Source organism: Novilysobacter viscosus (assembly GCF_046600715.1).
In the GTDB taxonomy this organism is placed as follows: Bacteria; Pseudomonadota; Gammaproteobacteria; order Xanthomonadales; family Xanthomonadaceae; genus Lysobacter_C; species Lysobacter_C viscosus.
This window is the reverse complement of record NZ_JBJMAV010000007.1, coordinates 47,267-60,161: the sequence shown is the minus strand read 5'-3', so window position 1 is coordinate 60,161 and position 12,895 is coordinate 47,267. Positions and strand designations below refer to the sequence as shown.

Below are 12,895 nucleotides of genomic sequence, written 5' to 3'. Positions count from 1 at the left end.
GCTACTCCAGTGGCAGGGGCTGCTGCAGGGGGTCGATCCGTCCTTCGCCGCGCATGACCGCCTTGAACTGGGCCCGCGACACCGACACGTAGCGCTCGTTGCCGCCGATCTCCACCTGCGGGCCGTCCTGCAGCGCGTGGCCATCCGCATCCACGCGCACGGTCATCGTCGCCTTCTTGCCGGAGTGGCAGATGGTCTTGATCTCGGTGAGCTCGTCGGCCCACGCCAGCAGGTGCAGGCTGCCCTCGAACAGCTCGCCGCGGAAGTCGGTGCGCAGCCCGTAACACAGCACCGGGATGCCCAGCCCATCGACCACGTCCGACAGCTGCCACACCTGGGCGCGGCTCAGGAACTGCGCCTCGTCCACCAGCACGCAGTGCAGCGGGCCGCGCGACGCGATGTCCGCCCGGATCCGCGTTTCCAGGTCGTCCCCGCGTCCGAAGCACGCCGCGTCGGCGCTCAGGCCGATGCGCGAAGCCACCGTGCCGCTGCCGCCGCGGTGGTCCAGCGCCGGCGTCAGGATCGCCACGCGCATCCCCCGCTCGCGGTAGTTGTGCGCCGACTGCAGCAGGGTGGTGGTCTTACCGGCGTTCATCGCCGAGTAGTAGAAGTAGAGTTTGGCCATGAAGGGACGCGGAGAAGGGAAGAGGGAATCGGGAGCCGGTAGCGGTCAAGGCCAGGCAGCCGGCGCCACCGGTGGGGTGCGGATGCGATTGTAGAATCCCCATCCGTTGTGCACCCCGGTCTGCAGGTCCGCAACGCCCACGCCGTTCCCACTTTTCACATCCCCCCTCCCATACCCCCACCCAAGTGCACGGCCTCAATCCCCCCCAACGCGAAGCGGTCCTGCACACCGACGGTCCGCTGCTGGTGCTGGCCGGCGCCGGCAGCGGGAAGACCCGGGTGATCGTGGAGAAGATCGCGCACCTGGTCGCATCCAACCGGATGCCGGCCAAGCGCATCGCGGCCATCACCTTCACCAACAAGGCCGCCAAGGAGATGCGCGAGCGCGTCGCCAGGCGCATCAAGGGCGCCGCCGCCGACGGGCTGACGATCTGCACCTTCCACGCGCTGGGGCTGAAGTTCCTGCAGGTCGAGCACGCCAAGCTGGGGCTGCGGCGCGGCTTCTCGATCTTCGACGCCGATGACAGCGCCGCGCAGATCAAGGACCTGCTCGGCGCGGGCGCCAAACCCGATGCGCTCGACAGCGTGCGGGGCCTCATCTCGCGCGCCAAGAACGCCGGACTGTCGCCCGAGCAGGCCATGGCCGAGGCACGCAGCCCGCGCGAGGTCGACGCCGCCACCATCTACGCGCTGTACCAGGCGCGGCTGTCGACCTTCAACGCGGTCGATTTCGACGACCTGATCCGCCTGCCGGTGCAACTGCTGGAAAGCGACGAGGACTGCGCGCTGGGCTGGCGCGAGCGCATCGGCTACCTGCTCGTGGACGAGTCGCAGGACACCAATGACGCCCAGTACCGGCTGCTCAAGGCGATCGCCGGGCCGCGCGGGCTGTTCACCTGCGTGGGCGACGATGACCAGTCGATCTACGCCTGGCGCGGCGCGAACCCCGACAACCTGCTGGCACTGGGACAGGACTATCCGGCGCTGCGCATCGTCAAGCTCGAGCAGAACTACCGCTGCTCCAACCGCGTGCTGCGCGCGGCCAACGCGCTGATCGCGCACAACCCGCACGAACACCCCAAGACGCTGTGGTCCGACCAGCCGGACGGCGAACGCATCCGGGTGTGGGAATGCCGCGACACCGCGCACGAGGCCGAGAAGGTCGCCGCGGAGATCCAGTTCCTCGGCACGGCCAAGCAGGTGCCGTGGGGCGAGATCTGCATCCTGTTCCGCGGCAACCACCAGAGCCGCGCGCTCGAGAAGGCGTTGCAGCTGCTGCGCGTGCCCTACCACCTCACCGGCGGCACCGCGTTCCTGGAACGGGGCGAGGTCAAGGACGTACTGGCATGGCTGCGGCTGGTCGCCAACCCGGACGACGACGCGGCCTTCCTGCGCGCGGTGCAGTCGCCCAAGCGCGAAGTCGGCGCGACCACGCTGGCCAGGCTCGCCGAACTGGCCCGGCAGGCGGGCATGCCGATGTCGCGCGCGGCCGAGTCGGTGGGTGCGCTCAAGCAGTTGGCACCGCGTTCGGCCAACGCGCTCGATGGCTTCGTGTCGATCGTGCGCGGCCTGCGCGAAGAGGCGCGGCGCATACCGGTGTCGGAGCTGGTCGGCGTGCTCGCCCAGCGCAGTGGCCTGCTGCAGTCGATCCGCGCCCAGTGCAAGGACGAGGCGTCGTACCAGCGGCGCAAGGCCAATCTCGACGAACTGGCCGACTGGTTCGACGGTGCCCGCGGTGGCGGGCCGGGCGAGCTGGCCGCGCAGCTGGCGCTGCTCTCGCACGCCGACAAGGGCGACGCCGGCAACCAGGTGCGGTTGATGAGCCTGCACGCGGCCAAGGGGCTGGAGTTCCGCTGCGTGTTCATCGTTGGCGTCGACGACCACACGCTGCCGCACGAGGCCAGCATCGAGGAAGGTCGCATCGACGAGGAACGGCGCCTGCTGTACGTGGGCATTACCCGCGCCAAGCAGCAGTTGTGGCTGTCGCATTCCCGGGAGACCCAGCGCTGGGGCGACCGCATCCGGCTCAAGCCCAGCCGCTTCATCGACGAGTTGCCCGCAGACGAACTGCAGCGCGACGGCGCGGACCCGGTCGCCGATGCGGCACGCAAACAGGAGCGGGCCAGCGCCGGGCTGGCGGCGATCAGGGCGATGCTGGACGGCTGAGCGGTGCTGTAAACGTGCCGTCGCGACCCTCGGCTACACTCGCGGGCCGACCCCGCCGGCGCCCCGAAAATGCGATTGCTGCTGCCCCTGCTTGCCCTGACCCTGACCCTGACCCTGCCGCTGGCCGCGTGCAAGCGCACCGACACCGCGCCGGTGCCGGAACCGGCGGTCGCCGCGGCGTCCACCGCGTCCCCGGCCTCTGCCGAGACCTCCATCGGCGCCGACGACAACCTCAATGCGGTGCTGTGGGTGCAGACCTCCACCGAGTACGAAGCACTGGCCACGCAGACCTTCCGCGCCGCCGCCGACCACCTGGAGAAGGCCCTGTCGGAGGCCAACTGGGACGCGCTGGTGCCGGAGGAACGGGCCAACGCCGCCGACGGGCTGCCGCCGGCGGTGATCATGGACATCGACGAGACGGTGCTGGACAACTCGCCCTACCAGGCACGACTGGTGCACGAGGGCGAGGAGTACAACGAAGTCACCTGGGCCGAATGGGTGGCGGAGAAAAAAGCCGCTGCGGTACCGGGGGTGACCGATTTCGCCAGGGCCGCCGAGGCCCGTGGGGTGACGATCCTGTACATCTCCAACCGCGCCCAGCACCTCAACGAGGCAACCCTGGCCAACCTGCGTGCGCTGGGCCTGCCGGTGAAGGACGACAGCGTGTTCCTCGGCCTGGGCCGGGTGGTCGAGGGTTGCGAACAGGACGGCAGCGAGAAGAACTGCCGCCGCCAGTGGGCCGGCCGCCATTACCGGGTGCTGATGCAGTTCGGCGACCAGCTGGGCGACTTCATGGAGGTCGCGGTCAACACGCCCGACGGCCGCGGGGCGCTGATGGAGGAATACGGCGACTGGTTCGGCGAGCGTTGGTGGATGCTGCCCAACCCGACCTACGGCTCGTGGGAGCCGGCCACCTTCAACAACGACTGGCGACAGCCGCGGGCGCAGCGCCGCCAGGCCAAGCGGGCCGCGCTGGAGCTCGCCCGCTGACCCACGCAGTGGTGTGCGACGCACGACCGCGCGGGTCGCGTCGGTCTACGTGCCAGGAAGGGGCGGCCCAAGGGGCCGCCTTTTTCATGCCCCCTCCCGGCTCCCCGCTACGTCCGCGTCCGCTGAACCGGGACCGGGTTGGCTTGCCCCGGGGTGGGGCGGCCTCCAAGATGCGACCTCGGACCGGCATCGCCCGGTCCTGCCGCCGTGCCGTCCATCGCCGAGCGGCTCGTCCGAAGGGGAGGTGCACTTGAAGGGGATCACCCACCACGCCGCGGGGGCGGCCGTGCTGCTGGCCGTCGCGCTGGCGGGTTGCCGGCCGGTGGACCCGGCGGCGGCGCCCACGCAGCCCGAGGCCACGCGACCGACCGAGGCGGTCGCCTTGCTGGCGCAGGATCTTCGCCGCAACGACCTGGCCGCCTATGCCCGCCACGCACTACCCCCGGACCTGCATGCACGCGTGGAGACCCGCTGGCGCGAGGGGGCGACGACCTGGCCGTTGAGCGAACTGCCGCTGCACGCCCAGGTGCCCGCAATGCTGGGGGCGCTGTCCGCGCCGGATGCCGAGCAGGTGCTGATGGACAAGTACCGGGCCCAGTTCGCCGGCGCCCACGGCGAGCTGCGCTCCACCGCTGCCGCGCTGGGCCTGTTCGCCGCCCAGTACGTGCAGGGCGAGCCGCGCTACAGCGACAGCGAGCGCGACCACTACGTCCAGGCCATCGCCGCGCTTGGCCGCTGGGGCCAGCAGGCGCCACTGGGCGACCCCGAGCGCGCGCAGGTCCTGCTGTCAACGCTGGCGGCCGCCGCGCGCGCCACCCGGATCGACGGTCCCGAGGCCCTTGCCGCCGCGGGCATGGCCGACGGGCTGTCGCGGCTGGCCCCGTTTGCCGCCGCCTTCAAGCAGGTGCTGGCGGCGCAGTACGGGCTGGACCTGGACGCCGCGCTCGACAGCGTGCAGGTCGACGAGCTCGACCGCACCGGCGACCAGGCGCGCGTACGGCTGCGCTACACCCTGGCCGGTACGGCGGTGGACACCGAGGTCCGGGTCGAGCGCCGGGGCGAGCGCTGGTACCTCACCGACCTGCTTCGGCATGCGCTGGAACAGGTCACCGCAGCAGACTCGACCCCGCTCCCCGCGGCGCCCGACGTGGCTCCCCCCACCACCGCGGCGACGGATTGAACGGCCGGGCGCCGCCCGGCGAACCGGCATAATGGTGCGGATGCCCGACCAGACGCCCCTGCCGTTCCCCGAAGGCCCCGCCGCGGGGCGACCCGCGGACCCGAAGCACCCGGTCCACGCCGCGTCCGATTCCGATGCCGCGGAGGCATCGCGTCCGCCGCCGGGCGCCATGGAAGCTACCGGGGCCGATGACATCGCGGCTTCGGAAAGAACGCCGGTCCCGGACGATGCAGGCGCCGCGGACGATGCGATGCGGGGGCCGGGGGCGGACGAGGCGTGGACGCCCGAGGTCGCCGACGACGCCCCGTCGCCGGTTGCGTCCGCGCCCACCTCGACCCGACCCGATCCGGTCGAACCCTTCGAGCCCCTCGAGCCCCTCGAGCCCGAACCTCCCGGCTCCCAGGCGGCGCTGCCGATGCCGCCGCCGCCACGCGAGCGGCTGGCGCGGCCTCGCGCCGGCGCCACCCGCCGGCCCTGGTGGGCCCGGCTGCTCGGCCGCCTGATGAAGCCGTGGGTCAGCCTGACCATCGAGCCCGAACAACCCGCCCAGCACGACGACGGCCGCCCGGTCTGCTACGTGCTGGAGGACTACGGCATGTCCAACGCGCTGATCCTGGAGCGCGCCTGCCATGAAGCCGGCTTGCCGTCGCCGCTGCAGCCGCTGCCGGGCGACCCGCTGGGCCGCAAGCGGGCCTACGTCGCGCTGTCGCGGCGCAACACCGGTGGCGCGTTGTCGCCCCTGTCCCCGCTGACCCCGGGCCCGCCGTCGGCCAAGACCCACTCCGGCTCTCTGGCCCGCCTGCTCGACGCGCACCGCGAAGACCCGGCCGAAGACGTGCAGCTGGTGCCGGTGTCGATCTTCGTCGGCCGCGCCCCGGACAAGACCAGCGGCTGGTTCTCGGTGCTGTTCTCGGAGAACTGGGCCCTGGTGGGCCGCTTCCGCCGGTTGCTGGCGATCCTCCTCAACGGACGCAACACGGTGGTGCGCTTCGCACCTCCGGTGTCGTTGCGCGGAGTGGTGGACGAAGGCCTGCCGCCCGAGCGCACCGTACGCAAGCTCTCGCGGGTGCTGCGCACGCACTTTCGGCTGATACGCGCCACCGTCATCGGCCCCGACCTGTCGACCCGCCGCCTGCTGGTGGACCGGGTGCTGGCCGCGGCGTCGGTGAAGGAGGCCATCGCCGAGACGGCGCGCCGCGACGGCAGCGACCTGACCGAGGCCTGGCGCAAGGCCCACCGCTTCGCCTACGAGATCGCCGCCGACTACTCGCACCCGGTGGTTCGTTCGCTCAGCCTGATCCTCACCCCGATCTGGAACCGCATCTACCGCGGCGTGCTGGTGCACCACCTGGAGCGGCTCAAGGAGGACGCGCCCGGCCACGAGGTGGTCTACGTGCCGTGCCACCGCAGCCACATGGACTACCTGCTGCTGAGCTACCTGCTGTACTCGCGCGGGCTGGTACCGCCGCACATCGTGGCCGGCATCAACCTCAACCTGCCGGTGGTGGGCACCGTGCTGCGCAAGGGCGGCGCGTTCTTCATCCGCCGCAGCATCCGCGGCAGCGCGCTGTATTCGGCCGTGCTCAGCGAGTACGTCGCCCAGCTGATGGCCGGTGGCTACTCCATCGAATACTTCGTCGAGGGCGGGCGCTCGCGCACCGGCCGGCTGCTGCCGCCCAAGGGCGGCATGGTGTCGATGACCGTGCGCGGTTACCTGCGCCAGCCGACCCGCCCGGTCCTGTTCCAGCCGGTCTACATCGGCTACGAAAAGCTGATGGAGGGCAACAGCTACCTGGACGAGCTGTCCGGCAAGCCCAAGCAGAAGGAATCGGTCTGGCAGCTGCTCTCGGGCATCCCCAAGGTGCTGGGCTCCAACTACGGCCAGGTGGTGGTCAACTTCGGCGAGCCGATCCGCCTGAGCGAGGTGCTGGCCGAGCGCGCGCCCGAGTGGGACGGCCGCCCGGTGGCGGACGACGAGAAGCCCTCGTGGCTCTCGGCCACCGTCGACGCGCTGGCCCAGCGCATCCAGGTCAACGTCAACCGCGCCGCCGACGTCAATCCCATCAACCTGCTGTCGCTGGCGCTGCTGTCCACGCCCAAGCACGCGATGGGCGAGGGCGACCTGCTGGCGCAGATCGCGCTGAGCAAGACCCTGCTGGCCGAGTTGCCCTACTCGGACCGCGTCACCGTGACCCCGCACAGCCCCGTGGAGATCGTCGCCCACGGCGAGGAGATCGGCGTGCTGTCGCGCGTCCGCCACCCGCTCGGCGACGTGCTGGAGGTCGCCGACGACGACAAGGCGGTGCTGCTGGCCTACTTCCGCAACAACGTGGTGCACCTGTTCACCGCGGCCTCGTGGATCGCCTGCTGCTTCCAGCACAACCGCCGCATGAGCCGCGGCGGCGTGCTCCGGCTGGGCCGCAGCGTGTACCCGTTCCTGCAGGCCGAGCTGTTCCTGCCGTGGGACGAGGACACCTTCGTCGAGCGGCTCTCCGGGACCATCGAGGTGTTCGTCCGCGAGGGCCTGCTCGAGCATGTCGGCAGCGAGGACGGCGGCATCCTCTCGCGCAATGCCGGCCAGTCCGACGAGGTGTTCCGCCTGCGCGCGATCGGGCATTCGCTGCAACAGGCGTTCGAGCGCTATTACATCGCCATCTCCGTGCTGGCCAAGAACGGCGCGGGCACGTTGACCGCATCGGAACTCGAAAGCCTCTGCCAGCTGGCGGCCCAGCGGCTGAGCCTGCTGTATGCGCCGGCCGCACCCGAGTTCTTCGACAAGACCCTGTTCCGCGGCTTCATCCAGAAGCTGCGCGAGCTCGGACTGGTCTGGCCCGACGCCAACGGCAAGCTCGCCTTCGACCAGCGCCTGGAGGCGTGGGCACGCGACGCCCGCTTCATCCTCGGCCGCGAACTCCGCCACAGCATCGAGAAAGTCAGCCCGGAAGCGGTCAAGCCGCCACAGACGCCCGGCGACCCCCAGCCACCGCCCGAATGACTCCGGCGCGCCCCGAAAAGGGGCGTCCTTCCGCTGCGCACTTACGCCGGCAGGACCGATCCACGCGAACAGGTGCCGCCCGAATCAGACCCCGCTGCAGGAGCAACGCAAGTCGCGATTCGAATCGCCGGCATGCGCGGCGGATCGCGACCGACGTCGCTCCTGCCCCGAATCCCATCGCCCGCCTCCCCTCGCCATGCGCCCCCATCCGGTTCCTGGTGCGCCCACCTCGGACCGGCGCCTATTCAGGCAATATGAACGGTTGACAACGAGATAAGGAGCGCCATAAGGTTCGCGGCTCAGGGGGTGGCCCATCGGATGGGCCACGGCAGGATCAGGGACGATGACGCAACCACTTTTCCGGCCGGAAGTCCTCGCAGCGAAACGCACCAGCTGGCTGGGCGGCATCTCGCTGGCGCAGCCGATCCGGCTCTGGGTCCTCACCGCCTTCGCCGCGTTCGTCGCGATCGCAGTCATCCTGTTCCTCGTCTTCGGCACCTACACGCGTCGCTCGCGCGTGGTCGGCCAACTCGTGCCCGTGCAGGGCATGGCCACCGTGCTGGCGCCGGCAACCGGCGTGGTCACCCGGGTGGAGATTCCCGAGGGCGGCCGGGTGCAAGCCGGCGAGACCATCGCAATCGTCAGCGTCCCGCGCGCCACCGTGGCCGGTGGAGATACCGTCGTCGCGCTCCAGCAACGTCTCGCGCGTCGTGCCGACGGCTTGGAGTCCGCACAGTCGGCCCAGCAACAGTTGCTGGACGCCCAGACGTCGGGACTCACCAGCCAGCTGGCTACCGCGCGCCGCGAACTGGCGCAGATCAACGCCGAGGTCGCCACCCGCCAGGAGCAGGTCCGCCTCGCCAACGAAACCCTGGAGCGCCTGCGCCAACTGCGCGACGACAAGTACGTCAGCGAACTCCAGCTCAAGCAACAGGAAGCCACGGCACTGGCGCAGGTGAGTGAGGTCCAGACCCTCCAGCGCCAGGCCATCGCCACCGGCCGCCTGATCGCCCAGCTGCAACAGGCCACGCAGGAACTGCCGGGCCAGCGGCAGGCCAGCCAGGCCGGCTTCCAACGCGACCTCGCGCTGTTGGAGCAGGAACAGCTCGAATTGCAGGCCCGTGGCGAACTGGCCATCACCGCGCCGGTCACGGGCGTCATCGCGACCCAACTGTTCAAGCCCGGCCAGGCCGTGCAGGCCGGCCAGCCGCTGATGAGCGTGCTGCCCGGCGACGGCGCACTGGAAGCCGAACTCCTGGTGCCCAGCCGCGCCATCGGGTTCATTGACCCGGGCGACGAAGTCCTGCTGCGCTACCAGGCATATCCGTACCAGAAGTTTGGCCATCACCAGGGACGTGTCGCGCGCATCAGTCGCAGCACGGTGAGCGCAGGCTCGCCGGCGTCGCCGGCCGGTGGTGGCATGGGCGAACCGTATTACCGCGTCAACGTCGCGCTGTCCCGTCAAGCCATCACCGCCTATGGCCAGCCCGAAGCGCTCAAGCCGGGAATGGTGCTGGATGCCGACGTGCTGGGCGAACGACGCACACTGATCGAGTGGGTACTGGAACCGCTGTACTCACTTCAAGGAACTGTATTCGGCCGATGACTGCAGCATGGGTCGAAAGCAGGAAGCTGCCGGAGTTTTTCCGGATCTATGGCGCGTGGTACTGCGCCCAAACAGAAGGAACAGGTAATGAAAACCTTGAGTCAACAGGAAGTAAACGCGGTTGAAGGCGGAATTATCCCCGCCATCGCAGCGGGATTCATGGCGTACAACTATGTTGTAGCAGTCTACTCGGCGACCCAGATCGCAACCGGGGTCGGCATTGCCGTAGGGACCGCCGTAACGATCGCAGCTGCCCAGGATTAAGGAGCTCAAAAAATGAATAGCCAGTTCAGAGACCTCTCGGATCTTGAGGTTGCCCACGTTGACGGAGGCCTTCTTCCGCTAGTTCCGCTGATCCCCATCGCCATTGCATTCGGCAAAGGTTTCGGCATTGGCGTTGCAATCGGTGGCGGCGTTCTGTTGGTAGCTGACGCGCTGGACATCGAGTGAAAGCTGGTGCCAGGCGGTTACCGCCTGGCACCTTGAGGGTAATGCCATGAAATTTGTACAGGGCCTGGATCTCAAGATCAGATGGGCATTTACAGGTGGAATATTCTTCCTTCTGGCAGGCAGTCTTGCGACCGTGATTAGTATAGCGGTCGACAACCCCCCCGATTTCAGTAGAAACCACTTTCAAACGGGGTTATTCTACTCGGCTTCGGCCATAATCTCAGGTGCGGCCTTGATCGGGTTGTATTTCACTACGATCAAGGGATCTTATCTTTTCGTCGTCTCGAGCTTGGCTTTTGCGAGTGCTGGAGCTGCCTCTGGTTACAAGCCAAAGGTGATGGCGCTGATATTTTTCAGCAGTATGATGATCCTGCTGTTTCCTGCTGTTTTCGGGGAAAAATCAGATCTAGCCAGTGAGACAAAGAAAATAAAGATCAAGGTGCCGTGGCAATAGTGTTCCGTCTCTTATGTTGCCGGGGTGCCACTGGTGCTTGGGGCACAGGCAATCAGGGTTGCTGGCTGCACGCTTCAGCCTACGACCTGTGCGACACCGTTGCCAAAGGTCGCAACTCTGCCCTTATTGCAGAGGGAGGGCGCCCGTGGCTCTACGTGACAGGTCCCTATAGCGCTCCTAGACCTGGGCGTTCTCTTTAGTTCCCGACGGCAGGAAGATGCCTTGGGCATCCCAACACTGCTCGGGGAAGCTTACAAAGTATGAAGAGAACGCTAAACCCAATCATCCAATCCGAAGGTGCTGAATGCGGCTTGGCTTCTTTGGCGATGGTGGGCCACGCGCATGGGCTGCACATAAGCATGCTGGAAATGCGCCAACGCTTCCCGCTTTCACTAAAGGGGGCACGGCTCAGTCGAGTAATCCACGTTGCCCACGAGCTGGGTTTCAATACTCGTCCGCTGCGGCTGGACCTGCCCGATCTGGGTAGGCTCAAGCTCCCCTGTATTCTGCATTGGGGTCTGAATCATTTTGTAGTGTTGGTCAAAGTGGGTAAATCCAGGGTCACGATTCTTGATCCTGCTCTCGGCCAGCGGGTACTGCCGATTTCCGAAGTGTCGGAGCACTTCACAGGCGTTGCGCTGGAACTGACGCCCACCGCCGAGTTCAAGACGCGTAAGGCTGCTCCTACCGTCCGAGTGCGTGAGCTGACTGGACCTGTGCAAGGTCTCTGGCGCGCACTGACGCAGATTCTGCTGCTGTCGATTGCGCTGCAGATTTTCGTAGTCCTCGCCCCCTTTCTTATGCAATGGGTAATCGACCAGGTGCTGGTGTCGGCCGACCGGGATCTGTTGGTGGTACTGGGGCTTGGTTTCGGGTTGGCGATGCTGCTGCAGGTGGGCATCGGATTGTTGCGTGGCTGGTCGGTGGTGTACCTGTCCTCTCGCCTTGGACTGCAATGGATGGGCAACGTCTTCGCCCATGCGCTGCGCTTGCCGCTGGACTATTTCGAGAAGCGGCATCTGGGCGACATCACTTCGCGGATGTCGTCGGTGCAGGCGATCCAGCGCACGCTGACCACCAGCTTCGTCGAAGCCCTTATCGATGGGCTGATGGCGGTGGTGACACTCGGCATGATGCTGCTCTACAGCTGGAAGCTTGCGCTGGTAACCTTGGCGGCGGTGGTGCTGTATCTGGGCATCCGCGCGATTGCCTATCGTCCGGTTCGCGACCGCACCGAGCAGCAGCTGGTCGCCGCGGCCAAACAGCAGACGCATCTGCTGGAATCCCTACGCGGCATGCAGAGCCTGAAAGTCGCCGGCCATGAGTCCATGCGCCGCTCGACCTACGACAACCTGATGCACGACACGGTCAATCACGACGTGCGTCTGGCGCGCATGGGGCTGGGTTTCAACAGCGCCAGCCAGTTCGTGTTCGGTGTCGAGCGCATTGCGGTGATCTGGATCGGCGCGCTGCTGGCGCTGCAGAACGTGTTCTCGGTCGGCATGCTGATCGCGTACCTGGCCTACAAGGACCAGTTCGCCGGTCGCATGGCGGCGCTGATCGACAAGTGGGTCGAGTTCCGCATGCTGCGCCTGCACGGCGAACGGCTCGCCGACATCGTACTGACCGAACCCGAGGACGCCGAGCCGCGGCCGGAAGTTGCGGCGCCCGACTCGCCCCGGATCGAGGTCGAGAACCTGTCGTTCCGTTACGCCGACGGCGAGCCGTGGGTGCTCAAGGACTGCAGTTTCACCGTGGAGGCGGGGGAATCGCTGGCGATTATCGGTGGCTCGGGCTGCGGCAAGACCACGCTGATCAAGCTGATGCTGGGGTTGCTCAAGCCGACTGCGGGCCACATCCGCGTGGGCGGGCTGGACCTGCACCAGGTCGGACCTCGAAACATCCGTGGCATCGTCGGCGCGGTGATGCAGGACGACCAGCTGTTCGCCGGTTCCATCGCCGACAACATCAGCTTCTTTGACACCGCGCACGATCAGGAACGGATCGAAGCCGCCGCCCGCCTGGCGGCGATCCACGACGAGATCGCCGCGATGCCGATGGGCTATCACAGCCTGATCGGCGACATGGGCAGCTCGCTTTCCGGCGGGCAGAAGCAGCGCGTGATCCTGGCGCGCGCGCTCTACCGCGACCCGAAGCTGCTGTTCCTGGACGAAGCCACCAGCCACCTGGACGTGATGAAAGAGCGGCTGGTGAACGATGCGGTCAAGCAGCTCAAGCTGACCAAGGTCATCGTGGCGCACCGCCCCGAGACCATTGCCAGTGCGGACCGCGTGCTTGTACTGGAGCAGGGACGGATCATCCAGGAGCTGCGGCCGCAGCAGGGCGCGCCGGCGGCGCCGCCTGAAGCGGAAAGCGAACAACCATCCTGCGTCGAAGCCTGACCCTGTAGGAGCGGCTTCAGCCGCAAAC

General features: G+C 67.7%; 10 protein-coding genes. 9 read left to right on the top strand and 1 reads right to left on the bottom strand.

Going from position 1 to position 12,895, the window contains the following annotated elements:
- Window position 1: 1 nt before the first annotated feature.
- A complete protein-coding gene (locus tag ACJQWL_RS11305; RefSeq protein WP_330969283.1) occupies window positions 2–625 on the bottom strand; it encodes a thymidine kinase in 624 nt (207 codons plus the stop codon).
- Between the two features lie 185 nt (window positions 626–810).
- Here ACJQWL_RS11305 and ACJQWL_RS11300 point away from each other — a divergent pair, with 185 nt between their 5' ends.
- From ACJQWL_RS11300 to ACJQWL_RS11260, 9 genes are all read left to right on the top strand, one after another.
- Window positions 811–2,790, top strand: a complete 1,980-nt coding sequence (locus tag ACJQWL_RS11300) for a UvrD-helicase domain-containing protein (protein WP_330969282.1) — start codon at window positions 811–813, stop codon at window positions 2,788–2,790.
- Window positions 2,791–2,859: 69 nt separating this feature from the next.
- Entirely contained in the window at window positions 2,860–3,780 is a 921-nt protein-coding gene (locus ACJQWL_RS11295; protein WP_330969281.1) for an HAD family acid phosphatase, read from the top strand.
- Window positions 3,781–4,030: 250 nt separating this feature from the next.
- Complete coding sequence (locus tag ACJQWL_RS11290; protein WP_330969280.1) at window positions 4,031–4,960, top strand: hypothetical protein; 930 nt, start codon at window positions 4,031–4,033, stop codon at window positions 4,958–4,960.
- A 250-nt stretch (window positions 4,961–5,210) separates the two neighbouring features.
- On the top strand, window positions 5,211–7,955 hold the full coding sequence (plsB, locus tag ACJQWL_RS11285) for a glycerol-3-phosphate 1-O-acyltransferase PlsB (protein WP_411300913.1): 2,745 nt from the start codon (window positions 5,211–5,213) through the stop codon (window positions 7,953–7,955).
- Between the two features lie 343 nt (window positions 7,956–8,298).
- Window positions 8,299–9,561, top strand: a complete 1,263-nt coding sequence (locus ACJQWL_RS11280) for an HlyD family secretion protein (RefSeq protein WP_330969715.1) — start codon at window positions 8,299–8,301, stop codon at window positions 9,559–9,561.
- An 87-nt stretch (window positions 9,562–9,648) separates the two neighbouring features.
- The gene (locus tag ACJQWL_RS11275) at window positions 9,649–9,825 is read left to right on the top strand and encodes a hypothetical protein (RefSeq protein ID WP_330969716.1); all 177 of its coding nucleotides are present in this window, start codon (window positions 9,649–9,651) and stop codon (window positions 9,823–9,825) included.
- A 12-nt stretch (window positions 9,826–9,837) separates the two neighbouring features.
- Entirely contained in the window at window positions 9,838–10,011 is a 174-nt protein-coding gene (locus ACJQWL_RS11270) for a hypothetical protein (RefSeq protein ID WP_330969717.1), read from the top strand.
- A 46-nt stretch (window positions 10,012–10,057) separates the two neighbouring features.
- A complete protein-coding gene (locus ACJQWL_RS11265; RefSeq protein ID WP_330969718.1) occupies window positions 10,058–10,465 on the top strand; it encodes a hypothetical protein in 408 nt (135 codons plus the stop codon).
- Between the two features lie 260 nt (window positions 10,466–10,725).
- Window positions 10,726–12,867 carry a peptidase domain-containing ABC transporter gene (locus tag ACJQWL_RS11260; protein ID WP_330969719.1) on the top strand — a complete coding sequence of 714 codons (2,142 nt, stop codon included), beginning with the start codon at window positions 10,726–10,728 and terminating at the stop codon, window positions 12,865–12,867.
- Window positions 12,868–12,895 lie beyond the last annotated feature (28 nt).